Source organism: Actinomadura sp. 9N407 (assembly GCF_044326315.1).
Classification (GTDB): domain Bacteria; phylum Actinomycetota; class Actinomycetes; order Streptosporangiales; family Streptosporangiaceae; genus Spirillospora.
The window spans coordinates 186,252-212,168 of record NZ_JBIRAW010000006.1 but is presented as its reverse complement, the minus strand read 5'-3'; the positions used below and the strand labels follow the sequence as shown (position 1 = coordinate 212,168).

Sequence of the window (25,917 nt, the reverse complement as noted above, 5' to 3'; positions counted from 1 at the left end):
CGGCCCGGCCGGTCACGCTCAGACATCTGAGTCCGCCGCGCCGGTTCTCCGTAGATTTGTCGATTTCGCCGGGGTGTCGCCTTCATTACGGTCCTTGACGAAGCGGCGACGACCGAACCGACCGCGTACCGGGACGAAGGGGGGTGGGATCGAGTGACCACCACGGTGACGGCCGGGGAGCGGGAAGCGCGGGCGTGCGTGCCGTCCATGCGCGACCGGCTCGCCGCACTGCCCTGGGGCTGGCTCGGACCGCTCCTGGTCTCCGCCGTCGCCGGCCTCGTGGTCTTCCACCGGCTGGGCTCGCCGCACGCGATCATCTGGGACGAGACGTACTACGCCAAGGACGGCTGGTCGCTCCTGCGGTACGGCGTCGAACGCAACTGGAACGTCGACGCCGAGGGCCGGCCCGCCAACATGTTCTTCCTCGCCGGGAACCCGGAGGCCGGGCTGGGGCGAGGAGGGCTGTGGTCGGCCCATCCGCCGGTGGGCAAATGGCTCATCGCGGCGGGCATCGCCGTATTCGGCGCCGACCCGTTCGGATTCCGCTTCGCGGCCGGTGCCGCCGGAGTCCTGGCGGTGCTCATCCTCGCCCGCACGGCCCGCCGGATGACCGGCTCCACCCCGCTGGGCTGCGCCGCCGGCCTGCTGCTCGCGCTGGACGGCGTATGGCTGGTGTCCAGCAGGACGGCCATGCTCGACATCTTCCTGCTGCTGTGGACGCTCGCCGGATTCGCGTGCCTCGTGGTGGATCGGGACAGGACCCGGACCGGGCTGACCGCGAGGCTGGACGGCGCGGGCCTCGGCGGTCCCTTCCTGTGGCACCGATGGCGGATCGGCGCGGCGGTGTTCTTCGGACTGGCGTGCGCCACGAAATGGTCCGGGATCTACGTTCTGGCCGCCTTCTGGCTGCTGGCACTGGTGTGGGACCTGAACGCGCGCAAGGACGCGGGCGTGGCACGCCCGTGGCGCGGCATGCTGAAACTGGACCTGCTGCCGTCGTTCGCGCAGGTCTGGGCCGTCGCCGCGATCGTCTACCTGGCCGGCTGGTGGGGCTGGTTCGCCTCGGGCACCGGCCTGCAGCAGGCGATGTTCGGCCGGAGCCTGCCGGGGTTCCAGCGGTACTGGGCCGACCAGCACGCCAGTGACATCTGGCCAACGTTCCTGAACCCGCTCAGGTCGCTGTGGCACTACCACGCCATGACCCTGGAGTTTCACAGCGGCGTGCGTTCGGGCAACCCCGCGCAGTCCTGGCCCTGGGACTGGCCGCTGCTGAGCAAGCCGGCCGTCATGTACCGCGGCGACCCGGCCCTCGGCCAGGACGGCTGTGACGCCGCCCGATGCGTCAGCCAGGTGGTGGATCTCGGCAACCCGGCGATCTGGTGGCTGTCGACCGCCGCCCTGCTCGCGCTGCTCGCGATCGCGCCCCTCGTCCGGGACTGGCGGATCGCCGCGGTCGCGGTGGGCTACCTCGCGACCTGGCTGCCGTGGTTCCCGGCCGCCTTCGACGACCGGACCATGTACTCGACCTACTCGCTGCAGATGCTGCCGTTCGCCGTCCTGGCGATCGTCCTGCTGTACCAGCGGATCATCGAGCGGTACGGGACCGCGCCGTCCGCACGGGCGGCGCTGGCGGCCGGGGGACTGGCCTACCTGCTCGTCGCCGCCGTGATCCTGCGGTACTTCTACCCGATCCTCAGCGCCGAGGTCATCTCCGAGCCTGCCTGGCAGGCCCGCATGTGGTTCCACGGCTGGAAGTGAACGGCGGGGCCCGCATCCGCCGCCAGCCGCCGAGGAATTCAGCCCTGAGGAAGCCAGCCCTTGAGGAAAGGTGACCGACCATGAGGTTCCGGCTACGCGGAACGTTGCGCGGTGTCGCGGTCATCGGATCGGGCGCGCTGCTGATCGGACCGGCGTCCGGCGGCGGGACGGCGCGCGCGCAGGACGCCGATGTCGGCCTCGCCTACACGTGCCGCTTTCCGTCCGGGGACCAGCCGACCGGCGTTCGCGTGCGCGGCGCGTTCCCCGACAAGGGGGTGACGGGCCGGCCGATCCAGCCCGGCCGGATCACGGCCGAGGTGACGATTCCGGCGGCGGCCGTCGCCGACCTGACCGGAATCGGGGCCGCCTCCGTCACCGGCACCGTACGGCTGGGGACGCTGACCGGCCAGAACGGAAAGACGACGGAGGCGAGCTGGGACGGCCTGGCCACCGCGCCGACACCCGTCCCTGGCGGCAAGCACCTGGTACTGGCCGCGTCGGGCGAGGTACCTCCGGTGACGGCGCCCGGTGCGGGCGATCTCGCCTTCTCCGCCGGTGCCCTGGAGTTGACGGTCGTTCCCCGAACGGCCGAGGGCGGCGCGACCGCGCCGCCGAAGCTCGCGATCGCCTGCGAACCGGTCCCGGAGCGGCCGCTGACGCTGGCCACCGTCGGGGTGTCGGCGGCCGAAGGCGCACCGGCCCCCGCGGCGCCCGGAGCGCCGAAACCGGAAGCCGACGAGACACCGCCGGAGTGCGGCAAGTACGCCGGCCCGACCGATGACTGGATCTCGGGCTGCGTCTACATGTCCGGATTCTCCAACGTCCAGAAGCTCAGCGGCGCGACGATCCTCAACGATCCGGAGTTCCAGGCGCCCGCGCTGACCAATCTCGCGTTCGCGCTCACCGACACCGGCGCGACCGTACGGCAGCGGTTCGTCCGTCCCATCCGCTCGCGGTCGACCTTCCTGACGTTCGGCTTCGTGCCGACGACGGCCACGATGGAACTGATCCAGCGGCCCCTGGACCCCGGCGACCCCCAGGACCCGAAGGACTACGGGACGTTCGAGGCCATCGACGACGGGACGGGGATCCAGAAGGTCAGCGCGCGGCTGAAGATGGCGATCCGGATATCCGACGTCACCGCCGGCGGCACGCCGCTGAACGTGGGACGCCGCTGCGAGACGAGAATTCCCGCCGACATCACGCTGACCGGCACGATGCCCAACATCCTCGAAGGCGGGCTCCTCGAAGGGGAGTTCACCATTCCGGCGTTCCGGGGATGCGGCGCGGGCGAGGATCTCGACCCCGTCTTCAACGGCTCGGTCGCCGGCCCGGACAATCTGCTCAGGGTGACGCTCGGTTCCTCCTGCCTCGCCGATGTCGGGGTGGGATGCCCGCCCGTACTGCCGGCGCCGAAACGTACCGCCGCCACCGGTTGAGCACCATCGGCCGGGCCGGTTGTCAAAAGACAATGAAGTCCGCCGTGGCACCCGCAATTCACTTTCTATTTTCGCCGTCGGCCCGATGGGAGACTGGCGGGCCAGAGCGGAAAAGGGAGGATGGCCGTGGATCATCCGATGGACGACTGGCGGCGCTGGATCGCCGAGAACCTGCTCCTCGGTAATCCGCCGGACGTGATCCGGGCGGCGCTGGCTCGGCAGGAGCAATTCTCCGAAGAGGACGCCGCCCGCGAGGTCGCCGGCGCATTGGCGAGTCCTTACGTGCAGGGAGGGTCGCGCATCGCCAACCGGCTGCGAAAGCGCGAGTGGGCGATGACCGTCTATGGCCGCCTCGACCGGATGCGCGCCGGCTCCGGCGCGATCGAGCGCTGGGAGCGGCTGCCGGCCGACGAGTTCTTCGAGGAGTTCTACTGCGCCAACCGGCCGGTGATCATCACCGGCATGCTCAAGTCCTGGCCGGCGCTCACCCGATGGGACTTCGACTACCTGCGGGACCGCTGCGGCGACCTGGAGGTCGAGGTGCAGTTCGGCCGCGAGTCCGACGAGAACTACGAGGTCAACGGGCCGCGGCACAAGCGGCTGATGCCGTTCGGCGACTACGTCGACCTGGTCGAGCGGACGGCGTCCTCCAACGACTTCTACATGACGGCCAACAACGCCTCCCGCAACCGCGAGGCCCTGGACGTGCTGTGGTCCGACATCGAGCCGATCGGCGAGTACCTCGACGCCGGCTCGCCCGACAAGGGCTTCTTCTGGCTCGGCCCGGCCGGCACGAAGACCCCCTACCACCATGACCTGACCAACAACTTCATGGCCCAGGTCATCGGCCGCAAACGGGTGAAACTCGTCCCGCTGCACGACACCGCGTACATCTACAACAACCTGCACTGCTATTCGGAGGTGGACGCGAGCGCGGTCGACTACGAGCGCTTCCCGTCCATGCGGAAGGCGCAGGTTCTCGAATGCACGCTGGAGCCGGGCGAGCTGCTGTTCATCCCGATCGGATGGTGGCACTACGTCGAAGGGCTCGACGCGAGCGTCACGATGAGTTTCACCAACTTCCTGCGCTTCAACGATTTCGCCGACTCGTACACCACGTACGAGCATCTCTGACCGTTCACCGCCTAGGCGATTTTCTCCTTTCGGCTAGCGCGGTGGATTGACGCACATGGTTCGAGAGTTCATTCCGGCATGCCCGCTTTTCGGCCATATGGACTTGCTGACAATGGTGAGTCTGCGCCACCGGAAATTGTCATTGGAATCCCAAGACTCCAAAATTTACCGCCGGTAGGTTACCGGCCAGAAACGGTCGTTCGGACGACACGAAAGGCAGAAAATGGAAGCCACGCACAGCAAGCGGCGCAAGAGCGCGTCGAGAGGGCTGGCCGCGGCCGCCGTCGGCGGCCTCGGCATCTCCCTGCTCGGCGTTCTGGGGGCGGGTCCGGCCAGTGCCGACCCGATCCACCAGAAGCTGAACTTCCACTGCATCTTCCCGCTGATCGGCAACCAGCCGCTCGCGCTCGACATCGAGTCGGACTTCCCCAAGACCATCAAGGTCGGGGAGCTGTCGCCGCCGTTCCACATCAAGGCGACCGCGCACATCACGCCGGCCATCCACAACGGGCTCCTCGCGGTCAAGGCGACCAAGCTCAAGGGCACCGCCACGGCCGACTCCACGGTCTCGGTGCCGGAGGACCCCAACCTCGAGGTGGCCACCGACGTGGTCATCAACGAGGTCGACATCCCCCAGGCCCGGGACCAGTCGTGGGACCTGATCTCCGAGGGCGACGCCCCGCAGCTGGTGTTCACCCAGACCGGCGACGGCAAGATCACCATCACCGGCCTGAAGCAGCACATCGAGCCGACGAAGGCCGACGGCTCCCCGGTCTGGGTCGGCGGCCGGGACGTCACCTGCACGAAGGACCCGGGCCAGGACGAGCCGTTCGCCGCGTTCTCCATCGTCCCGGACACCCCCACCCCCACCCCCACGCCTACTCCCACGCCCACCCCCACGCCTGGTGGTGAGCACTACGACTTCACGCTGAAGGGCGAGACCTTCGTGAAGGCGCCGAACGGGAAGGCGCCGCTGACCGGCTCCGTGGGGGCCGACCTGAACCTGGACACCGGCGACGTGACGGCGGACCTGAAGCTCGACCCGACCAAGGGCGACTTCAAGATCCTCGGCTTCCTGCCGGTGGCCGCGGACATCGCGCTGGCCTCCCAGGGCGCCACGACGGGCACGTACCAGAACGGGCAGCTCACCACCACCAGCAAGGTGATCACCAAGCTGTCGTCGTTCAAGGCGTTCGGTGCCATCCCGATCGGTGGCGGCGAGAAGTGCCAGACCAAGACGCCGTCCGACATCACGCTCAAGTCGGAGGACGGCAAGTTCTTCGACCCCAACGTCGGCGGCTCGATCAAGGGTCAGTACGCGCTGTCCGCGATCGCCGACTGCGGCCCGCTCACCGGCATCCTCAGCATCTTCACGGCCGGTGAGGGCAACACCATCGACCTCAACCTCACGCCCAAGCCGGCGGCCTAGCCCCCGGTAGCGAGCGAACGGTCGGAAGACGGTGGTCCCCGCCGCACCCCGGTGCGGCGGGGACCATCCCCCAGACAGGCCCGGCACGGGGCGAGCGCCGGGTGGCCCGGAGGTAGCACGTGAGCATCGAGAACAGATCAGGAAGGACCAGGGGCGTCCTGGCCATGGCCGTCGCCGCGGCCGTGACCGCCTCCGGTCTCGCCGGCGTCGCGGGCGCGGGCCCGGCCGGGGCCGACCCGGTCACGCTGCCGCTGGACTACCAGTGCGTCTTCCCCCTGCTCGGTCCCCAGCCGGTGCAGGTACGGATCAGTACGGACGTTCCCGCGTCGGTCAAGGTCGGCGAGGTGATGCCCGGATTCGCCGTCGACTCGGTGTCGACGGTGAACGCCGCGTCGGCCCGCGGCCTGGTCGCGGTCCACTCGGTGACCCTCGAAGGGATCGCCGCCGCCGACGCGCTGCTGACGGTGCCCGAGGCGCCCGAAGGCCTCGAGGTCCGGGTGGACTCCGACCTCGACAAGACGACGCTGCCCGCCTCGGGCGGCTTCACGGTCCAGGGGAAGGGCAAGTCCCCGGACCTCACGTTCACTCAGGCGGGCCCCGGGAAGGTCACGGTCGGCGATCTCGTCCTGACGCTGACTCCGCGAGCGGCCGACGGGCTGGAGACGGGCCTGGGCACGTTCGAGTCCGAGTGCACCCAGAACCCCGGCCAGAACAACGTCCTGGCCACGTTCGACATCACCGAGCCCGGTGGCGGCGAGCCGAGCGCGCACGCCTACTCGCTGAACGGCTCGTCCACGATCAAGGCGGGCGGCGGCTGGACGGTCCCGCTGCGCGGCGGACTGGACGCCTCGCTGGACGCCGGTACGGGCAAGCTCACCGGGGACCTGGCACTGGACCCGGCCAAGGGTGAGTTCAAGATCCTCGGCTTCCTGCCGGTGACCGCCGACATCGCGTACGCGGCCCAGGGCAAGACCACCGGGACGTTCGCGAACGGCACCCTCACCACCGCCGGCCAGGTGATCACGAAGCTGCCGTCGTTGACCGTGTTCGGTGCCATCCCGATCGGTGGCGGCGAGAAGTGCCAGACCGCGAAGCCGTCCGAAATCGCCCTCACCTCGGATGGCACCTTCGATCCCGCCAAGGGCGGCACGGTCAAGGGCGCCTACGAGCTGGCGCCGCTCACCGACTGCGGGCCGCTCACCGGCCTGCTCAGCTCGTCCATCGCCGGACCCGGCAACACCGTCCAGCTGTCGCTCACCCCGAAACCGGAGCGCTAGTGCGGTGTCCACGATCCTTCGCCGTGCCGTTCGCTTCCGTTGACTCGTGGCGTGTTCGCCTCCGGCCACGCCGTTCCAGGCGAACACGCCACGAGTCAACACCCGGGCACCGTGGGCCGGGACTGAGAAAAGGGAGGTCCAGGATGCTGGCCGAAACCACGCGAGGCCGCCGGCGGGCGCGGCTCGTCGCGCCCGCCGTCGTCGCCCTCGCCCTGCTCGTCTCGGTGGGGACGGCGGCCGCGAGCCCGCAGGCACCGTCCGGAGCCCCGGCGGCCCTGACCGACCCGGGCCCGCCCGGGGACGACTTCTACACGCCGCCGTCGCCCCTGCCGGCGGGTGCGCCGGGGGACGTCATCCGGGCCAGGCCCGCGAAGGCGGGACCACCGACCGCGCGGCGGCTGGCCGACGCGTGGCAGGTCATGTACCTGTCCACGGACGCCCTCGGCAAGCCGGTCGCCGTGACCGGGATCGTCCTGGTCCCGAAGAAGGGCGACCGCGCGAAGGCCCCGATCGTCGGGTTCGGCCCCGGTACGAGCGGGCCCGCGTTCCGGTGCGCGCCGTCGCGGTTCATCGACCAGGGCGCCTTCTACGAGCAGGCCGGCCTGAACGACATGCTCGCGCAGGGGTACGCGGTCGCCGTCACCGACTACGAGGGCTACCACAAGGACCCGGAGACGACCTACATCGTCAAGTCGATGGGCCATTCCCTCACCGACGCCGTCCGCGCGGCCCAGCGGCTGCCCGAGACGGGACTGTCGAAGGACGCCAAGACGGTCTTCCGCGGCTACTCCCAGGGCGGCGCCGCGGCGGTGTGGGCCGGTCAGCAGCAGCCCGCGTACGCGCCGGAGCTGAACCTCACCGGCGTCGTCGGCGGCGGGGTGCCGTCGGACCTCGCGGCCGTGGGGATCGGCCTGGAGGGCGCCGAGTCGTTCGGGTTCCTCCTCTACTCCCTGCTGGGCATGGACAACGCCTACCCGGAGCTCAAGCTCGACTCGTTCCTCAACGACGCCGGCCGGACCATGTTCGCCGACTTCGAGAAGAACGCCTGCACGCTGGAACTCCTGCTGGACTACGCGGGCAAGACCGTCCCGGACTACACGACGACGAGCCCGTACGGGACGACGGCCTGGCTGGACCGCGTCGCCGAGAACACCCCGGGCACCGAGCCCATCGAGGTCCCCGTCCTCCAGTACCACTCGACCGCCGACGAGATCGTCGCGTTCGGGCAGCACAAGGAGCTGCGCGACGCGTACTGCCGGCTCGGCGTGCAGGTCACCTGGAAGACCTGGGACGGCCTCAGCCACATCACGCTGATCCAGCGCGGCGGCCAGGACGTCCTGGCGTTCATCGCCGACCGGTTCGCCGGAAAGCCCGCCACCCCGAATTGCTAGCCGGGCGGCGCAGCGAGCCCGGCAGACCGCAGCAGAGCCCAGCAGCGCAGCAGTGCCCAGCAGAGAAGGAGAACGCAATGGTTCGCCGTTTGATCGTCGGAGTCGCGCTGGCCTCGTCGGCCGCCCTCTCCGTGGCCGGATGCGGCTCGGACGAGCCCAAGGAGGCCCCCGAGGTCGCGTGGGCGGGGAAGGCGTGCGGTGTCCTGAACCAGGGCAAGACGCTGGCGGTACCCAAGATCGATGCCGTCGACGTGGTGCAGTCCAAGCAGAACCTCGTCACGATGCTCGATGACATCTCGGCCCGGCTGAAGACGCTGTCGATGGACATGCAGGGGCTCGGCGCGCCGCCGGTGCCGGGCGGGCAGGCCGTGCACGCGACCGCCATGGGCCGGCTCACCAGTACGAGCTCGGCCGTCACCACCGCCAGCAGGCAGCTGCGCAAGGCGAAGGTGACCGACGCCAAGTCGCTGCAGCGGGCGATCAAGCGGGTCGGCGCCGCGTTCGCCGCGTACAGCGGCTACCAGGGGCCGCAGCAAGACCTCCGGGCGAACCCGGCGCTGAACAGCGCGTTCGCCAAGGCCCCGGGCTGCCAGGCCGAGAAGACCTCGTGACCAGCCGCGCGATCACCGTCCCGGCGAAGGCGTTCCGGACGGGCGGCGAGGTGTTCCAGCTCGCCGCGACGGTCCTGGGGATGCTGTTCCGCCGCCCGTTCCAGTTCCGCGAGTTCGTCGAGCAGTTCTGGTTCATCGTCAGCGTGACGATCCTGCCGGCGGCGCTGGTGTCGATCCCGTTCGGCGCGGTGACCTCGCTGCAGGTCGGCTCGCTGATCAAGCAGCTGGGCGCCGAGTCGTTCACCGGCGCGGCCAGCGTGCTGGTGATCATCCAGCAGGCCAGCCCGATGGTGGTGGCGCTGCTGGTCTCCGGCGTGGCCGGGGCGGCGATGTGCGCGGACATGGGCTCGCGGACCATCCGCGAGGAGATCGACGCGCTGGAGGTGCTGGGCGTCTCGCCGGTCGAGCGGCTCGTGGTGCCGCGCGTCGTCGCCTGCATGGCCGTCGCGGTGCTGCTGAACGGGCTGGTCTCGGTGGTCGGCGTCAGCGCGGGCTACTTCTTCAACGTGTTCCTGCAGGACGGGACGCCGGGCGCCTACCTGGCGAGCTTCTCCGCCCTGGCCCAGCTGCCGGACCTGTACGTCGGCGAGTTCAAGGCGCTGATCTTCGGCTTCATCGCCGGCGTCGTGGCCTGCTATCTGGGCCTGAACCCGGGCAAGGGGCCCAAGGGCGTCGGCGACGCGGTGAACCAGGCGGTCGTGTTCGCCTTCCTGGCGCTGTTCCTCGTGAACATGGTCCTCACCGCGATCTACCTGCAGGTCGTTCCCCCGAAGGGAGGGTGACCGATGGGTCTCCCGCTCCTGGGCCGCCGCCGGCCGCGCGGTCCCGGCCGCTGGTTCGCCTTCCTGGACCAGCCCGGCGACCAGCTCATCTTCTACACGCGCGCGCTGCTGTGGACGCCGCGCGTCATCCGCCGCTACCTCAAGGAGGTCCAGCGGCTGCTGGCGGAGGTCGCGTTCGGCAGCGGCGGGCTCGGCGTCGTCGGCGGCACGCTCGGCGTGATGATGGCGATGACGCTCGCGACGGGCGTGGTGGTCGGCATGCAGGGCCACTCGGCGCTGCAGCAGATCGGCTCCGCGGCGTTCACCGGGTTCGCCTCCGCGTACGCCAACACCCGGGAGATCGCCCCGCTGGTGGCCGGGCTGGCGCTGAGCGCCACCGTCGGCGCCGGGTTCACCGCCCAGCTCGGCGCGATGCGGATCAACGACGAGGTCGACGCGCTGGAGGTCATGGGCATCCCGAGCCTGCCGTACCTGGTGACCACCCGGATCGTGGCCGGCACCGTGGCGATCATGCCGCTGTACGCGGTCGGCCTGGTCAGCTCGTACGTCTCGGCCCGGCTGGTCACGGTGTTCGTGAACGACCAGTCGGCGGGCACCTACGACCACTACTTCGGGCTGTTCCTCTCGCCGGCCGACGTGCTGCTGTCGTTCCTCAAGGTCTTCGTGTTCAGCGTGATGGTGGTCGTCTCGCACTGCTACTACGGCTTCCGGGCCGCCGGTGGCCCGGCCGGTGTGGGCCGGGCCGTCGGCAAGGCGGTCCGCACGTCCATCCTGCTGATCGGCATCACCGACTTCTTCATGAGCCTGGCGATCTGGGGCACCACGACGACGGTGAAGGTGGCCGGATGAGCGGCGCCCGGCGAAGGAACGGCGAGACCGCCCAGATGTTCGGGCGGCGGCTGGCCGGCGTGGCCTTCCTGCTGGTCCCGGCGCTGCTGGTGGCGCTGTCCATCGCGGTGTACGACAAGCGGTTCACCCAGGTGTCCATGGTGACGCTGCACACCGCCGCGACGGGCAACGCGCTGCACCAGTACGCCGACGTCAAGCTGCGCGGCGTCACGGTCGGCGAGGTACGGGAGATCTCCGCGAACGGGTCGGGCGCGACGCTCAAGCTCGCGATGCACCCGGACAAGCTGCACCTGCTGCCCGCCGACGTGTCCGCGCAGATGCTGCCCACGACGCTGTTCGGGCAGCGGTACGTGGCGCTGATCCCGCCCTCGCGGCCCAGCCCGCGGCGCCTCGCCGCCGGCGCCGTCATCAGCCAGGACCGCTCGTCCAGCGCGATCGAGCTGCAGGAGGTGATGGACGATCTGATGCCGCTGCTCACCGCCGTCCAGCCGGCCGAGCTGTCGACCACGCTGAGCGCGATCTCCCAGGCACTGGACGGCCGGGGCACACAACTGGGGGAGAGCATGGTCGAGCTGGAGGCCTACCTCAAGAAGGTCAACCCGGCCCTGCCTGCCCTCAACCGCGACATCACCGAGCTGGTACGGCTGACCCGCAACTACGGCGAGGCCGTTCCCGAGGTCATCCAGGCCCTCAGCGACGCCACGTACACCAGCAGGACCCTGGCCGACCAGCGGGCCGAGCTGAGCGCGGTCTACTCGTCGGTGACCGCCGCCTCCCAGGACCTCGGCGACTTCCTGGTGGAGAACTCCCAGAACATCATCCGGCTGGCGGCGCACAGCAGGCCCAGCCTGGAGCTGCTGGCGAAGTACTCGCCCGAGCTGCCCTGCACGCTGCGCATGCTGAACGACTTCATCCCGAAGATGGACAAGGTCCTGGGCAAGGGCACCAAGCAGCCCGGCCTGCACGTGGACGTCACGACGATGCCGTCCAGCGGACGCTACCTGCCCGGCAAGGACCGGCCGGTCTACCGGGCCAAGAGCGGGCCTGACTGCTACCCGCTCCCGTACACGGGCGGTACCGCCTCCACGGCCGGGCCGAAGAGCGCCGGCGCGGTCAAGATCGCCCGTGGCGGGCTCGGCCTGCTCAACTCCCCGGAGGAGAACCGCCTGGTCAACGAGCTGCTGGCGCCCGGCATGAACGAGGTCCCCAGCGCACTGCCGGACTGGAGCAGCGTGCTCGTCGGCCCCATCTACCGGGGCAGGGAGGTGACGGTCCGTTGAACCGCAAGGGCCTGCTCACACCGCTGGTCAAGTCGCTGCTGTTCACGGCGGTGACCGTGTTCGCCACCGCCGTGCTGGCGGTCAGCATCGCGCAGACCAACGTCGGCGACACCGTCGCGTACAAGGCGAGGTTCAGCGACGCCTCCGGGCTGCGGAAGGGCGACAGCGTACGGATCGCCGGCGTCCAGATCGGCCGGGTGGACGAGGTCGGCCTGACCGGACGGCGGACCGCGCTGGTGCGGTTCTCGGTGGACCGGCAGCGCGCGCTGCCCGCCACGGCGACGGCCACCATCAAGTACGTCAACCTCGTCGGCCAGCGCTACGTGGAACTCGACCGGGGCACCGGAGCGCCGGGCGAGCTGCGTCCCGGCGCGACGATCCCGCTGGAGCGGACGCGGCCGGCGCTCGACCTGACGCAGCTGTTCAACGGGTTCAAGCCGCTGATGCAGGCGCTGTCACCGGCCGACGTCAACAAGCTGGCCGGTTCGATCATCCAGGTGTTCCAGGGCGAGGGCGGGACGATGGAGAGCCTGCTGGCCACCGTCGGCTCGCTCACCGGCACCATCGCGGGCAAGGACCAGGTCATCGGGCAGGTCATCGGCAACCTGAACGGGCTGCTGGACACCCTCAACGCCCGCAGCGGGCGGCTGGTCGACCTGGTCACCACCCTGCGCCGCCTCATCTCCGGGCTGTCGGCCGACCGCGTCCCGATCGGCGAGGCGGTCAGTGCCCTGGACGACCTCGCCACCACCACCGCCGGCCTGCTCCAGGCCGGCCGGGCACCGCTCAAGAAGGACATCGCCCAGCTGGGGCGGCTGTCGGACAACCTGGCCGACGAGTCGGCCACCGTGGAGAAGTTCCTCGACATGCTCCCTGTCAAGACGCAGGCCATCGGCCGCCTCGGCTCGTACGGCTCCTGGCTGAACCTCTTCCTGTGCGAGGCCAAGCTGACGGGCGCCACGTACAAGCAGTACCCGGACGCGCAGCTCCCGCCGCCGACCGGGATCGCCATCACCGCCGCGAGGTGCCGCTCATGACCGGGCGACGCGGGAATCCGCAGCGCCCGGAAGGGCGGCGTACGGAGCGTCGGCGCCCACGGTGGCCGCGCTGGACCCCGGTACGCGAGCGCAATCCGATCACGGTCTGCGCCGTCGGCCTGGCCCTGCTGCTGATCGCCGGAAGCCTCGCCTACCGCGCCGCCGATCTGCCGCTCATCGGCGGCGGTACGACCTACCGGGCCCACTTCACCGAGGCGGCCGGGCTGCGTCCCGGCAACGAGGTCAGGATCGCCGGCGTCAAGGTCGGCAAGGTCATGGGGGTCAAGCTCGATCGCGGGAAGGTCGATGTGTCGTTCCGGGTCAAGGACGCCTGGATCGGTGACACCAGCACGGCCGCGATCTCGATCAAGACCGTGCTCGGCGACAAGTTCCTGGCCGTCGACCCGCTGGGCACCGGCCCGCAGGACCCCAGGCGCCGGATCCCGTCGAGCCGGACGATGTCGCCCTACGACGTGACCACCGCGTTCGACGATCTGAGCAAGTCGCTCGTCGACCTCGACTCGGCGCAGCTCGGCAAGAGCCTGCAGACCCTGTCGGCGACGTTCGCGGGCACGCCCCCGGCCGTACGGACGGCCCTGGACGGCGTGACCGCGCTGTCGAAGGTGATCGCGTCCCGGGACGCGGAGCTGAGGCGGCTCCTGGACGGCGCCGACCGGTTCTCCGGAACGATGGCCGACCAGAGCGCCCAGGTCGAGACGCTGCTCAAGGACGGCAACCTGCTGCTCGGCGAGCTGAGGCGGCGCCGGGACGCCGTGCACGGGCTCCTGGTCGGGACCCAGCGGCTGTCCAGCGAGCTGTCCGGCCTGATCGACGACAACCAGCGGCAGCTGGGGCCCGCGCTGCGCTCCCTCGAAGAGGTCACCGCCCTGCTCGAACGCAACAGGGGCGACCTCGACCGGGCGCTGTCACTGGCCGGCCCGTACACCCGGCTGGTCGGCAACTCGCTCGGCAACGGCCGGTGGATGGACGGCTACCTGTGCGGCGTCGTCCCCAGGAACTACCTCCCGCCCGGCACGTCACCGGAACGTGGCTGCATGCCCCCCAAGCCGAGAGGTCGCTGATGAGATTCCCTCGCAAGGCGCGGCATCCCGCGCTGGTGCTGATCGCCGGGGTCGCGGTCCTGGCGCTGGCGGGCGCGGTGGCGGCCGTCCTGCGGGACGCGCCGGGCCCGAAGGTCACCGCTTACTTCAAGCAGGCGGTCGGCGTGCACGTGGGCTCCGACGTCCGGGTGCTGGGCGTGAAGGTCGGCACGATCGAGTCCGTCCGGCCGGAGCCCGCCCGGGTCAGGGTGGCCATGCGAGTGGACCACGGGATCGAGATCCCGGCCGCCGCGCGCGCCCTGGTGATCACGCCGAGCGTGGTCGCCGACCGGTACGTGCAGCTCTCGCCCGCCTACACCGGTGGCCCCCGATTCGCCTCCGGCGCGGTGATCCCGGTCGAGCGCACCGTCACCCCCATGGAGATCGACACGATCTACGCCACGGTGACGAAGCTCGCCGCCGACCTCGGCCCGAACGGTCTCGACCGGGACGGCGCGCTCTCGGACGCGATCCGTACCGGAGCGGCCAACCTCGACGGGAACGGCGAGGCGTTCGGCACCACGATCGAGCGGTTCGGCAAGGCCGCCAAGACGCTGACCGGCTCGCAGGACGACCTGTTCTCCACCATCGGCAACCTGCAGAAGTTCACCACCATGCTGCGGAACAACGACGGGCAGGTCAGGCAGGCGGAACGGCAGCTCGCCGAGGTGTCGGGATTCCTCGCCGAGGATCGCCACAACCTCGCCGCCGCGCTCACCCAGCTGGCCGATGCCCTCGGCAAGGTGAAGGCGTTCATCGAGGACAACCGGGCACTGGTCCGGTCGAACGTGAACAAGCTGGCCTCGATCACGCAGGTCCTCGTCGACCAGCGCCGCTCGCTCGCCGAGGCCCTGGACGTACAGCCGCTCAACGTGGGCAACGTCCTCAACGCGTACGACCCGGACCGCAAGGCGCTGATGGGCCGCGCCAACCTCAACGAGCTGAGCAGGCCCGGCGGTCCGCCGCTGCCCCTGCCGGCCGTGGACGGGGGAGGCCGCTGATGCGCCGCTCCCTCCACGCGACCATCGCCCTCACCGCCTCGCTGGCCCTGACCGGCTGCGGCATCCCCGGGATGAAGGGCGTCCAGGACCTGCCGCTGCCCGGCGGCGCCGATGTGGGCGATCGCCCGTACACGGTGACCGCGCAGTTCGCGAACGTCCTCAACCTGGTCCCGCAGTCGGCGGTGAAGGTGAACGACGTCGCGGTCGGCCGGGTCGTCAGGGTGTCGCTGCCGCCGCGCGGCTGGGCCGCCGAGGTCACGATGCTCGTCAACCGCGGCGTGCGGCTGCCGGCCAACGCGTACGCGCAGCTCGGGCAGTCCAACCTGCTCGGCGAGAAGTACATCGCGCTGACCCCGCCGCCCGGCGGCACGGCCACCGGCACGCTGGCCGCCGGCGCCGTGATCCCGATGTCGCGGACCAACCGCAACCCCGAGGTCGAGGAGGTCTTCGGCGCGCTGTCGCTGCTGCTGAACGGCGGCGGCCTCAACCAGGTCCGCACGATCACGACCGAGCTCAACCACGCGCTGAACGGCAACGAGCCGCAGATCCGGTCGATGCTCGAACGCGTCACCGCGCTGACCTCGACGCTGAACGGCAACCGCAAGGGCATCACCGACGCGCTCGACGGGCTGAACCGGCTGTCGGCGACGCTCAACGGCCAGGAGCGGCAGATCGGCACCGTCCTGGACGACCTGGCCCCCGGGCTCAAGGTGCTGGAGAGCCAGCGCGGCGCGCTGGTCAGGATGCTCACGTCGCTGGACCGGCTGTCGGACGTCGCGGTCGTGACCATCGACCGGAGCAGGGACGACATGATCGCCGATCTCAAGGCCCTCGAACCGACCCTGCGCGAGCTGGCGGACTCGGGCCGGGACCTGCCCCGGTCGCTCCAGGTGCTGCTCACGTACCCGTTCACCGACGCCGTGCTGCCCGCGATCAAGGGCGACTACCTCAACGTCTACCTGTCGATGAGCGCGCCTCCCGGGACGCGGATCGTCCCGCCGATCAAGCCGAAGGGCGCCGGGGACGCGCCGCCGCTGCCCCTGCCGCCCGCCGGCGGCGACCGAGGAGTGCCCGACCAATGATCACTCTTGCGATTCGGGTCAAGGTCCTGGCGTTCGTGGTCCTGGGGGTCTGCGCGCTCGCCTTCGTCGGCATCCGGTACGCCGACCTCGGCCGGTACGTGGGCTTCGACGGCGACTACATCGTCCAGGTGGAGCTCGGTGAAGCTGGCGGCCTGCTGGAACACGCCGACGTCACGTACCGGGGCGTCTCCGTCGGCCGGGTCGGTCCGGTGCGCCTGACGCACGACGGCGTGGTCGCCGACCTGCGCATCGAGAAGTCGGCGCCCAAGATTCCGGCCGGCAGCACGGCCACGGTGACCAACCGTTCCGCGGTCGGCGAGCAGTACATCGACCTGCAGCCGGCGGCCGGCGGCGGACCGTACCTGGCCGCCGGCTCGCGGATCCCGCGTACCGCCACCCAGACCCCCGCGCCGGTGACCGATCTGCTGAGGAGCGTCAGCGATCTGGCCGGCTCCGTTCCGCTCGACTCGCTGCGGACGCTGGTGGACGAGCTCGGCACGGCGTTCAACGGGCAGAGCCAGAACCTCCAGGTCCTCTTGGACAGTAGCGGCGCCTTCATCCGCGAGGCCGACCGGCACGCCGAGCCGACCACGCGGCTGATCGTGGACGCCGAGACGGTCATGCGGACCCAGAACGAGGAGGCCGCGGCGCTGAAGGCGTTCGGCCGCGACGCGGGCCTGCTCGCCCGGCAACTGCGCGCGTCCGATACCGATCTGCGCCGCCTGATCGCCGCCGCGCCCGGAGCGTCCGAACAGTTCGCCGGGCTGGTCCGCGACCTCGACCCCGCCCTGAGCGTGGTGGTCGCCAACCTGCTCACCACCTCCGACCTCCTCGTCACCCGCGTCGACGGCCTGGAGGAACTGCTGGTCAAGGTGCCCCAAGCCGTCGCGGCCGGCTCGTCCGTGGTGGAGAGCGGACGGCTCAACTACGGCATGGTGGCGACCTTCTTCCGGCCGCTGCCGTGCACCAGCGGGTACGGCGGCACGACGTACCGCAACGGCCTGGACACCTCGTCCGGCCCGCCGCTGAACACCGCCGCCCGCTGCACGATGCCCGCCTCCAGCGGTGTCGGCGTACGCGGCGCCGCCAACGCCCCGCGCGGCGGCGTCCCGGAACCGGCCCGTCCCGGCTCCCTCATGGGGAACGCGTCATCGTCGCTGCCGGGCGCGCTCGGACTGCCCGCCCTTCCCCCGTCGGAGGCCCCGGACATGCGCGGGCTGCTCGGCCTGACGGGAGCCGGAGGATGACCGCGGCCGCCCGCTTGGCGATCGTGGCCGCGCTCGCCTTCCTCGCCTGGTCGGGCTGGACGTACTCGCAGGCCGAGCAGGCCGACGGCGACGACATCGGACAGGCCCGCGACCTGGTGCTCCGTACCGGCCAGCGGCAGGTCGCGGTGCTCAACAGCATGACCTGGACGCAGAGCGACGCCGGGCTGCGGCAATGGCAGGACGTCTCGACGGGGCCGCTGCGCGAACGGCTCGTCCGCGAGGCGCCCGGCAGCGAGCAGCAGATCGTCAAGGCCCGCACGACCGCGACGGCCACGGTCGACGACGCCGCCCTCACCGCCCTGGACGTACGGGCCGGGAGCGCCCGGCTCATCGCCACCGTCCAGATCCGCCTCACCCCGCCGAACGGCGCACCGGCCGTACAGCGCAAGCGCTACGAGGCCGGGCTGGCCCGCACGCCCGGCGGCTGGAAGCTCACCTCGCTCACGGCGATCCCGGTCAGCGCCCGCTGACCGGCAGGGAGGACCACGTTGCCCACCGACAAGGAACCGATCGCCCGGAAACCGGTCGTCAAGAACCCGGTCGTCAAGAAGAGGCGCGGCAGGACAGGCCTCACCCTGGCATCGCTCATCGTCCTCGCCGCCTGCGGCCTGCTGGTGCTGCCCGCGAGCGACCGCCCGTCCTCCTCCAACCGGGCACTGGCCGATGCCGACGCGACGACCAAGGTCATCGGCGATGTGAGCAACGCGCTGACGAAGGTCTTCTCCTATACCCCCGAGGACACCGCCGGCGCCGAGCGGGCCGCGTCGCAGACCCTGGCGGGCCGGGCCGCCGACGACCATCGCCGGCTGTTCGCCGAGGTGAAGCAGCAGGCACCGGCGCAGCGCCTCGCCCTGAACACCCGCGTCGTACGGGCCGGAGTGGTCACCCTGACCGGGGACACCGCGCGCCTCCTGGTCTTCCTCGACCAGGCGGCCACCCGAGCGGGCGAACCCAGCGGCTCGGTCGCCCCGGCCCAGCTGTCGGTGATGGCGGCGCTCCGCGACGGCCAGTGGCGCATCACCGAACTGAAGGCCCGCTGATGCGAAGGAGGCCCCGATGACCGCCACGACCGAAGTCGCCAAGCCCGAACCGGCGACACGCAGGAAACCACGGAACGTCCAGCCCGTGGCGATCGCCCTGGCCGCCATCGCCGCGATCGCCGCCACGTGGTCGGGATGGTCGTGGTACGCGGCGGAACACGACGACTCACTGCGCTACGCCGCCACCCGCGACCAGGTACTGCGCGACGGTGAGCAGGCGATCCAGAACCTCAACACCCTGGACTACCGTTCCCTCGACCGCAGCCTCAAGAGCTGGCAGGACTCCGCCACCAGCGACCTCTACCGCGACATCGTGCAGGGCCGGGCCGGCTTCGCACGCCAGGTCGGCGAGGCCCGGACGATCACCAGCGCCCGGATCCTCGAAGCCGCCGTCACCGAACTCGACACCCACGCCGGCCGCGCCCGCGTCATCGTGGCCATCGCGATCACCGTGACCCCGCCCAAGGGCGACCCCGCCACCAAGCAGAGCCGCCTCATCGGCGAACTGACCAGGACCGCCGCGGGCTGGAAACTCAGCGCCCTCGGCCAGGCCCCCGTCGCGAACGGATAGGAGAACCCATGCGGTGGCCCGCAGTCCTTGCCACAGTGACGGTCCTGCTGGGCGGCATGACCGTCTGGTCCCACCAGCAGGCCGAAAGCCTGCGCGACGCCCCGGCCGCACGGAACGCGGCGCTCGCCGATGCCGCCCGTACAAGCGAGGTCAAGGGCGGCGTCACCGACATCGTCAACACGGTCTTCTCCTACGACCACGCCGACATCGCGAAGACCGAACGCGCCGCCCGTACACTCCTGGTGGGCAAGGCCGTCCAGCAGTACGACGCGATGTTCGCCCCCGTCCGCCGGCAGGCCCCGCAAGAGCGATTGGTCCTCACCACCACCGTCACCGACGGCGCCGTGAAGATGCTCCAGGGCGACCGCGCCCGCCTCCTGATCTTCGCCGACCAGCGCAGCACCCGCGGCTCGGACGGCCGTACCTCCTACGCCGCCGCCATGCTCGCGGTCGACGCGGTACGCCGCTCCGGACGCTGGCAGATCTCCGACATCGACACCTTCACCGCCCCGCGCGGATAGCCTTCGTCGGATTCGGCCGCTCACGAACGGTTGGTGTGATGATCTACCTCGTCGGTACGACCGGGTTCCCGAACTACGGCGACGAGCTGATCGCCGCCCTCTGGCTCCGCCATCTGGCCCGGACCGCCCCGGAGACCGAGGTATGGCTGGACTGCCCGAGCCCCGGCGCGGCGGCGGTGCTGCTGGACGGCATCCATCCGAAGGCCCGCTTCACCGACACGTTCTGGCGGCTGTGCTGGGAGGCTCCGGGCGAGGAGCCGTGGGGACTCACCCGCTGGGTACGGGACGCGATGCACAACCCCGGGATGGCACCCCGCTGGGCGGCCGGCATCGAACTGGCCGCGCGTGCCGAGATCGTCCACATCATCGGCGGCGGATACATCAACGCCATCTGGCCCAAGCACTACGGCCTGCTGGCCGCGGCCGTGGGCGCCGTTCAGCGATCGGGCGGCCGCGCGGTGATGACAGGCCAGGGCCTGTGGCCGGTCGCCGACCACGCCACGCCCATGCTGCGAGGCCTGGCGGCCCACTTCGAGTTGGCCGACGTACGGGACGAGCCGTCCGCCGGCCTGCTCGGCGATGCCACGACGGTCGGCTCCACAGGCGACGACCTCTTCCTGGACCTCGGCCCGCACCTGTACTGGCAACGCCAGGAGCCCTTGCGCGAAGTCATGCTGTGCCTGCAATCGGACCTGCTGGACATGCCCCAGCCCGCATTGGCCGCGTTCGTGGCCGACACCCTGCGCGCCTGGGGCGTACCCGGTGACCGGGTGGGCCTCGTGGAAGGCATCCCGGGAGCCGACCGGGCGATCTACGACATGCTCGAACCGCACTTTCCCGGCATGCGGTTCTACCCGTTCGCCGGGATCTGGGAGCACGGCCTGCCCGCCGGCCCCGGCCAGACCTGGATCTCGACCCGCTTCCACCCCCACCTGCTGGCCGCGGCCGCCGGCGCGAGCGGCATCGCCGTGTCGGTCAATCCCGACTATTACTCCACCAAGCACCGTTCCCTCATCGAACGCGGCAGCGGCTGGACCCTGACCGACACGTCCCGGATCCCGGACCGCCCCGTACAAGGCGGATTCCCGGCCAAGGCCCTGCACGCGCTCCACGAAGCCAAAGCCGCCACCGCCACCAAGATCTACCCCTGACCCACGAGGGCCAGCATTCGGGTGATCTGCGCTGAGCGGGATCGGTCGACGGTTCTCGCGAGTTGCCTGGTCCACGCGTCCTGGCCGCGGCCGGTCTCCATGCGGGCCAGTTGTACGGCGTCGTCCTGGTGGGCGATCAGGAGGTTGAGGAACGCGCGCTCGAACCGGTCGGCCGGGGTACGGTCCAGCGCCTCGATCTCCGCGTCGGTGGTCTCGGGGACGACGCCGCCGTGCGCGGCGTGGGCGTCCGAGGGTGCGCGCTGCGGGCGTTCCCAGGCGCGCAGCCGTTCCATGATCCGCCGCGCCTCGCCGCGCTGGGTGGTCTCGATCGCCGCCGCCAGTGTCCTGACCTCGGGCCGTACGGGATGCCGGCGGGCCAGGCGGGCCACCTTCACCGCCTGGCCTTGGTGCGGGAGCATCATCTGCAGGAACATCACGTCGGTGCCGTTGAAGCCGCGCGCCCCGGCGGAGCCGTTCGATGAACGACCGGCTCCGAACGGGGCGAGCAGCAGCAGGACGCCGGCGGTGAGCACCGCCAGGGCCGCGTACTTCATCGCGGCGGGCTCTGGCCGTCCGCCGGCGGGGTGGCGGCGGCCTGGCTCGTTCCACCGAAGTCCACGTCGGAACAGGTGTAGAAGGCCTCGGCGCTGCCCACGACCCGCTGCCAGATCGAGTACACGACGTGCCGTCCGGTGCGCTGCGGGATGTCGATCGTCCACTTGGTGAACGTGGTGGGGTTCTGGCCGTTGAACGTCCTCAGGTGGACGAGGTCCGACCAGCGCAGCGGCTGGGAGGGATCCCATCCCGCGCGCGTGATGTAGAACTCGAAGTTGCTGTTCGAGTGCGGGGCGGTCGCGTGGTAGGTGATCGTGAGCGGCCCTGGCGAGACGCGCCTGGCGGGCCAGTCGGTGCGCTGGAGGTTCAGGCCGCGGTACTTCGCCCGGCCGGCACCGCACAGCTGGCCGTCCGGGATGATCTCCCGGTGCCGCCCGCCCGCGTCCAGCAGCGACACCTCGTTCCAGTCGTAGAAGGCCTGCGTTCCGGCGGCGGCGACGGCCGCCTTGCACGCCTCCGACTTCGGGTTCTCGGGGCCTTCGTTCTTGCAGACGTAGACGCGGCTCGGCGGGTCGGACATGGTGCCGTGCGCTGCGGCCGGACCGGCGGACGCGACCAGTACGGCCACGGACGCGGTCGGGAGTGTGACGGCCGCGACGACGGCCTTCGTGCGGGGGGAGCGCATGGTCTTTCCTTCCTGCGGGAGCTGACAGGAAAGTTTCTTATTAATTAATCACGCTAACCGGCCCGTCACCGTCCGGCAAGACCCGTCCTCAGGCGCCCGGACGACCACCCCAGTTGGCGCACCGGACCAGGCCCGAGCGGCCTCGAAAATCGTCAAACCGCTACAAGGACAGGCGCCGGAAGGGGCAATCCTCGCCAAGGGGTGGAGGCCGAATCAGTCCACGTGTACGCCGTGGGCGCGGGCCAAGCCGTTCAGGCCGTCGGACCAGCCTTGCCCCACCGCGCGCAGTTTCCAGACGGGGCCGTCGTTGACGATGTGCCGATAGAACTCGGCCATGACCATCGCCCTGATATCGGGGCCGGCCGGGGCCGGGAACCGCCATGAGGCACCGGTGATGCAGTCGATCATCAAGGAGGCGTGCGTCAGGGCGTCACAGCCGAATCCGGTGTCGACGTCCATGTTGATGGACACCACCACGCGCTGGACGTGCGGGGGCAGCGCGGCGAGATGGAGCGCGGCGCGTTCGACCCTGTACGGCCCCTCGATCTGCTTGCCGAGCAGCCGCGCGGCGCCGTGCGCTGCGGTGGGGTGGTTGTAGAAGAGGAAGTCCTCGTCACCGGTCACGCGCCCGTCCGCGCCGGTCAGCAGCGGCCGCGATGCCGGGCGCGGTGGCGAGCGCCTCCTTGAGGGTGGCGATGACGTTGGAGCCCATGATGGTGAGCCACCACAGCATGCGGTCGCGGTTGGTCAGCTTCTTCAGCGTCGGCTGCCCGCTGGGCGTGAGGCCGGGGGACTGCTCGGGCAGGGTGTCGAGGTCCTGCTGCCGCATCACCACCGAAAGCACCGCGTCCTGGACGCCCACGGCGCATCCGGCGGCCGGCCGCACGCTGCTCCGCCTGCTGGGCGCGTTCGGCGTACCGCCTGGCACGTTCCAGTTGCGCAGCCGAAGGAGAGGCGGGCCGCCGCGCCGGGGCGCGCCGCGTGGTCGTCCTCTTGCGCCCGCCGCTGAGCGAGGTGGAGGCGTAGAACGGTCCCATGCCGCTGGAAACGCGCGTACCGCCGCCGCCCGTGCTGATCCGCGCGACCCGAGGGCCGACCGACGTGCGCACCCCTCGTGGCGAGACCCGCACGCTCATTCCTGGAACACCGACACGAAACCCGAAACCCATTGGTGCCTCCCGTGCCCGGCAGTCTCCCACTCCACGTCAGGCGCGTGTCCGTCGCTGTCCACTACCTGCCAGGACGGCCGTCCGCCGCCGGGTCAGCCGCCGATCCCGGTGAGCGCGACCATCAGCGGCAGGCCGAGGATGATCAGGATCGCGCCGAAGATGTCGAAGCCGAAGCCGGACCGGATCATCGTGGTGATCGGGACGACGCCCGAGCCGTACGCGATGGCGTTCTGCGGGGTGGAGACCGGGAGCATGAACCCGAACGAGGCGGCGAAGGTGGCGGCCAATGCGGGGACGAACGGGTCGACGCCGGCGGCGACGGCGATCGGGATGATGATCGGGACCACCACCGCGGCCGAGGCGGTGTTGCTGGTGGTCTCCGAGATCACGATCGCGAGCACCACGGCGAAGGCGGTGATGGCGAACAGGCTCGACAGGCCCAGCGCGCCGGAGGCCTCGTTGCCGATGGTCTTGGCCAGCCCGGTGTCCTCCAGCAGCGAGCCGAAGATGATGCCGGTACCGAACAGCAGGATCGTGCCCCAGTCGATGCGGGCCGCGTCGCTCCAGTTGAGCGTGGTCTCGCGGCGGCCCCAATGGGTGGGCAGCAGGAACAGCAGCGACGCGCCGAGTACCGCCACGATGCCCTCGTTGAGCCGTCCGCTGAACGTCTCGTACACCGGGGAGTCGGTGCCGGCGGCGAGCGCCACGATGCCGGGCAGGATCCACAGCGCGACGGTGACGCCGAAGGCGAGCAGGGTGTTCTTCTCCGCCCGCGACATCGACCCGAGCTCGGCGCGCTCGTGCCGGATGTACTCCTCCACGCCCTCGATCCGCCGGATCTCGGGCTTGTTGAGCAGGAGCAGGACGACGACGAGCACCACGAACATCAGCGCGCACAGCGGCAGGGCCGTGAGCATCCACTGGGCGAACGAGATCCGCTCGCCGGTTGCCTCCTCGATCAGCCCGCGGCCGATCAGGTTGGGCGGGCTGCCGACCGGCGTGAGCAGGCCGCCGACGCTGGCGCCGTAGGCGAGCATCAGCACCAGCGCCGCGCCGACGCGCAGCCGGGCCGGGTCGAAGTCCTCGGCGACCATGCCCCGGTCCTGCAGCATCTTGGCGATGACCGTCAGCATGCCGAGCGCGGTCGGCAGCAGCATCGCGACGGTGGCGGTGTTGGACACGAACGCCGACAGCACGCAGGTGATCAGGCCGAACGCGGTGATCAGGCGGAAGGTGGACCCGCCGACGCCGGGCAGCGACAGGATGAAGAAGGCGAACCGCCGCGCGACGCCGTGCTTCAGCATCGCCTGCGCGAGGATGAACGCCCCGATGAACGTGAAGATCGTCGTGGACCCGAACGGCTCGAGCGCCTCGTCCGCCGGGACGACCCCGAACAGCACGATCGCCGCCACCCCGATGAGCCCGCCGACCGGGATCGGGACCGGCTCGGTGACCCACATGACGATCACACCGAGCAGGATCCCGGCGAGCGTCTGCTGGGAGGGCGGCATGTCCAGCGGCAGGACCAGGAACGCGGCGGTCACCAGCGGTGCCAGCCACAGCCCCGTGGTCCGGCGGCCCCGCTCGAACCGTTCCTCGGCGGGGGAGAGCCGCTGTTCCCCCAGACTTCGGTAGGTGGCCTGTCCCAGCAGGGCCTTGGCCACGTCCGTTCTGGCGCGCGGTACGGTCTCGTCGGAGGTCATCCGGCCACCTCTAGGAGCTCACCCCCCGAACGGGCATTTCCGTGATACCCGTGACGTGGCGTTCCAAAGCCCCCGAGGTGCCGGTCAGGCCTGGCGGGCCGCCTTGCGGGCCAGCCGCGCGGCGCGGCGCTCCTCGAACCTGGCGGCGGCCTGGTCGATGCCCTCCAGGTAGGCGGCGAGCTTCTCGCGGGCCTGCTCGGCCTCGGCGTCCAGGCCGGTGAGGTCGAAGACGCCCCACTTGCGCAGGATGGGCTGGAGCACCTCGTCGTGGTGGAGCCGCAGGTCGTAGATGCCGGCGTTGGCGATGGACACCGACTTGCGCAGGAAGCCGTCGATGGTGTTGCCCGGCATCTCGAACGTGGTCACCACGTCGGCGACGGCGCGCAGCGCCTCGCTCGGCGCGGCCTCGAACGCCGCGCCGATGAAGTTGCGATAGAAGATCATGTGCAGGTTCTCGTCCTTGGCGACCCGCGCCATCATCTGCTCGCACAGCGGATCGCCGGACGCCCGGCCGGTGTTGCGGTGCGAGATCCGCGTCGCCAGTTCCTGGAACGCCACGTACGTCGCGCCCCGGAGCATGTCCTGCCCGTGCGGCATGGCGTAGCCGACCTGGAGGTGCTGCATCCGGGCCCGCTCCAGCGCGACCGGGTCGATGGCCCGCGTCACCGTCAGGTAGTCGCGGATGACGATGCCGTGCTTGTTCTCCTCGGCCGTCCACCGGTTCGTCCAGTAGCCGTACGGGCCCTCCTGCCCGAACACGCTCCGCAGCGCGAAGTGGTAGCCGGGCAGGTTGTCCTCGGTGAGCAGGTTGACCAGCAGTGCCTCACGGGACTCGGGCGACACCTTCGAGTCGCCGGGCTCCCAGCCCTCGCCGTCGAGGACGCCCGAATAGGTCCGGCCGTCGCTGTACGGGACGTACTGGTGCGGGAACCATTCCTCCGCCATCGAGATATGCCGGTTGACCTCCTTCTCCACCGTCGGCTCCAGCTCGATGAACAGCTCCACCTCGGACTTGGAAACAGGTGCGATCGACATGCCCGACCCCTTCATTCACAGGACGATGAGGCGGGGCACGCGGCAGAAC

26 protein-coding genes are annotated in these 25,917 nt (G+C 70.6%); 20 read left to right on the top strand and 6 right to left on the bottom strand.

Annotated features, from left to right (window positions below; translation table 11 throughout):
• Nucleotides 1-153: 153 nt before the first annotated feature.
• The 20 genes from ACH34Q_RS12195 (at nt 154) to ACH34Q_RS12100 (ending at nt 20,721) form a co-directional block, all read left to right on the top strand.
• Nucleotides 154-1,758 (top strand): dolichyl-phosphate-mannose--protein mannosyltransferase, encoded by a 1,605-nt coding sequence (locus tag ACH34Q_RS12195; protein WP_395982954.1) that lies wholly within the window; start codon nt 154-156, stop codon nt 1,756-1,758.
• Nucleotides 1,759-1,838: 80 nt separating this feature from the next.
• Nucleotides 1,839-3,197 (top strand): DUF6801 domain-containing protein, encoded by a 1,359-nt coding sequence (locus ACH34Q_RS12190; protein ID WP_395982953.1) that lies wholly within the window; start codon nt 1,839-1,841, stop codon nt 3,195-3,197.
• A gap of 126 nt (nt 3,198-3,323) precedes the next feature.
• Nucleotides 3,324-4,331 carry a cupin-like domain-containing protein gene (locus tag ACH34Q_RS12185; RefSeq protein WP_395982952.1) on the top strand — a complete coding sequence of 336 codons (1,008 nt, stop codon included), beginning with the start codon at nt 3,324-3,326 and terminating at the stop codon, nt 4,329-4,331.
• A gap of 223 nt (nt 4,332-4,554) precedes the next feature.
• A complete protein-coding gene (locus ACH34Q_RS12180; protein ID WP_395982951.1) occupies nt 4,555-5,760 on the top strand; it encodes a DUF6801 domain-containing protein in 1,206 nt (401 codons plus the stop codon).
• Between the two features lie 119 nt (nt 5,761-5,879).
• Nucleotides 5,880-7,037: a DUF6801 domain-containing protein gene (locus tag ACH34Q_RS12175; RefSeq protein WP_395982950.1), complete on the top strand. Its 1,158-nt coding sequence runs from the start codon at nt 5,880-5,882 to the stop codon at nt 7,035-7,037.
• Nucleotides 7,038-7,180: 143 nt separating this feature from the next.
• Entirely contained in the window at nt 7,181-8,428 is a 1,248-nt protein-coding gene (locus ACH34Q_RS12170) for a lipase family protein (RefSeq protein ID WP_395982949.1), read from the top strand.
• 77 nt (nt 8,429-8,505) lie between these two features.
• Nucleotides 8,506-9,039, top strand: coding sequence for a hypothetical protein (locus ACH34Q_RS12165; RefSeq protein ID WP_395982948.1), 534 nt, complete (start codon nt 8,506-8,508; stop codon nt 9,037-9,039).
• An 80-nt stretch (nt 9,040-9,119) separates the two neighbouring features.
• Nucleotides 9,120-9,821 carry an MlaE family ABC transporter permease gene (locus tag ACH34Q_RS12160; RefSeq protein ID WP_395983070.1) on the top strand — a complete coding sequence of 234 codons (702 nt, stop codon included), beginning with the start codon at nt 9,120-9,122 and terminating at the stop codon, nt 9,819-9,821.
• A 3-nt stretch (nt 9,822-9,824) separates the two neighbouring features.
• The gene (locus ACH34Q_RS12155; protein ID WP_395982947.1) at nt 9,825-10,670 is read left to right on the top strand and encodes an MlaE family ABC transporter permease; all 846 of its coding nucleotides are present in this window, start codon (nt 9,825-9,827) and stop codon (nt 10,668-10,670) included.
• Nucleotides 10,667-11,950, top strand: coding sequence for an MCE family protein (locus ACH34Q_RS12150; RefSeq protein ID WP_395982946.1), 1,284 nt, complete (start codon nt 10,667-10,669; stop codon nt 11,948-11,950). Before ACH34Q_RS12155 ends, ACH34Q_RS12150 begins: the two co-directional genes overlap by 4 nt.
• Nucleotides 11,947-12,987: an MCE family protein gene (locus ACH34Q_RS12145; protein WP_395982945.1), complete on the top strand. Its 1,041-nt coding sequence runs from the start codon at nt 11,947-11,949 to the stop codon at nt 12,985-12,987. Before ACH34Q_RS12150 ends, ACH34Q_RS12145 begins: the two co-directional genes overlap by 4 nt.
• Nucleotides 12,984-14,069, top strand: coding sequence for an MCE family protein (locus tag ACH34Q_RS12140; protein ID WP_395982944.1), 1,086 nt, complete (start codon nt 12,984-12,986; stop codon nt 14,067-14,069). The genes ACH34Q_RS12145 and ACH34Q_RS12140 overlap by 4 nt, the downstream gene beginning before the upstream one ends.
• The gene (locus tag ACH34Q_RS12135) at nt 14,069-15,088 is read left to right on the top strand and encodes an MCE family protein (protein ID WP_395982943.1); all 1,020 of its coding nucleotides are present in this window, start codon (nt 14,069-14,071) and stop codon (nt 15,086-15,088) included. Before ACH34Q_RS12140 ends, ACH34Q_RS12135 begins: the two co-directional genes overlap by 1 nt.
• The gene (locus ACH34Q_RS12130) at nt 15,088-16,170 is read left to right on the top strand and encodes an MCE family protein (protein ID WP_395982942.1); all 1,083 of its coding nucleotides are present in this window, start codon (nt 15,088-15,090) and stop codon (nt 16,168-16,170) included. Before ACH34Q_RS12135 ends, ACH34Q_RS12130 begins: the two co-directional genes overlap by 1 nt.
• The gene (locus ACH34Q_RS12125; protein WP_395982941.1) at nt 16,167-17,417 is read left to right on the top strand and encodes an MlaD family protein; all 1,251 of its coding nucleotides are present in this window, start codon (nt 16,167-16,169) and stop codon (nt 17,415-17,417) included. The genes ACH34Q_RS12130 and ACH34Q_RS12125 overlap by 4 nt, the downstream gene beginning before the upstream one ends.
• Nucleotides 17,414-17,908 carry a hypothetical protein gene (locus ACH34Q_RS12120; RefSeq protein ID WP_395982940.1) on the top strand — a complete coding sequence of 165 codons (495 nt, stop codon included), beginning with the start codon at nt 17,414-17,416 and terminating at the stop codon, nt 17,906-17,908. Before ACH34Q_RS12125 ends, ACH34Q_RS12120 begins: the two co-directional genes overlap by 4 nt.
• Nucleotides 17,909-17,926: 18 nt before the next feature.
• Entirely contained in the window at nt 17,927-18,478 is a 552-nt protein-coding gene (locus ACH34Q_RS12115) for a hypothetical protein (protein ID WP_395982939.1), read from the top strand.
• Nucleotides 18,479-18,494: 16 nt separating this feature from the next.
• The gene (locus tag ACH34Q_RS12110) at nt 18,495-19,049 is read left to right on the top strand and encodes a hypothetical protein (protein WP_395982938.1); all 555 of its coding nucleotides are present in this window, start codon (nt 18,495-18,497) and stop codon (nt 19,047-19,049) included.
• 8 nt (nt 19,050-19,057) lie between these two features.
• Complete coding sequence (locus tag ACH34Q_RS12105) at nt 19,058-19,570, top strand: hypothetical protein (protein ID WP_395982937.1); 513 nt, start codon at nt 19,058-19,060, stop codon at nt 19,568-19,570.
• A 38-nt stretch (nt 19,571-19,608) separates the two neighbouring features.
• Nucleotides 19,609-20,721, top strand: coding sequence for a polysaccharide pyruvyl transferase family protein (locus tag ACH34Q_RS12100; protein WP_395982936.1), 1,113 nt, complete (start codon nt 19,609-19,611; stop codon nt 20,719-20,721).
• On the opposite strand, the gene ACH34Q_RS12095 is transcribed toward ACH34Q_RS12100, so the two are convergent.
• The 6 genes from ACH34Q_RS12095 to ACH34Q_RS12070 all read right to left on the bottom strand — a co-directional run bounded on the left by ACH34Q_RS12095 (nt 20,712) and on the right by ACH34Q_RS12070 (nt 25,868).
• Entirely contained in the window at nt 20,712-21,275 is a 564-nt protein-coding gene (locus tag ACH34Q_RS12095; RefSeq protein WP_395982935.1) for a DUF305 domain-containing protein, read from the bottom strand. The genes ACH34Q_RS12100 and ACH34Q_RS12095 overlap by 10 nt on opposite strands.
• Nucleotides 21,272-21,961 carry a lytic polysaccharide monooxygenase gene (locus ACH34Q_RS12090; protein WP_395982934.1) on the bottom strand — a complete coding sequence of 230 codons (690 nt, stop codon included), beginning with the start codon at nt 21,959-21,961 and terminating at the stop codon, nt 21,272-21,274. Before ACH34Q_RS12090 ends, ACH34Q_RS12095 begins: the two co-directional genes overlap by 4 nt.
• 213 nt (nt 21,962-22,174) lie before the next feature.
• A complete protein-coding gene (locus tag ACH34Q_RS12085; RefSeq protein ID WP_395982933.1) occupies nt 22,175-22,585 on the bottom strand; it encodes a TerD family protein in 411 nt (136 codons plus the stop codon).
• Nucleotides 22,575-22,847 (bottom strand): hypothetical protein, encoded by a 273-nt coding sequence (locus ACH34Q_RS12080; RefSeq protein WP_395982932.1) that lies wholly within the window; start codon nt 22,845-22,847, stop codon nt 22,575-22,577. Before ACH34Q_RS12080 ends, ACH34Q_RS12085 begins: the two co-directional genes overlap by 11 nt.
• A 375-nt stretch (nt 22,848-23,222) precedes the next feature.
• Nucleotides 23,223-24,833 carry an SLC13 family permease gene (locus tag ACH34Q_RS12075; RefSeq protein ID WP_395982931.1) on the bottom strand — a complete coding sequence of 537 codons (1,611 nt, stop codon included), beginning with the start codon at nt 24,831-24,833 and terminating at the stop codon, nt 23,223-23,225.
• Nucleotides 24,834-24,917: 84 nt separating this feature from the next.
• The gene (locus ACH34Q_RS12070; RefSeq protein WP_395982930.1) at nt 24,918-25,868 is read right to left on the bottom strand and encodes an acyl-ACP desaturase; all 951 of its coding nucleotides are present in this window, start codon (nt 25,866-25,868) and stop codon (nt 24,918-24,920) included.
• Nucleotides 25,869-25,917: the final 49 nt, after the last annotated feature.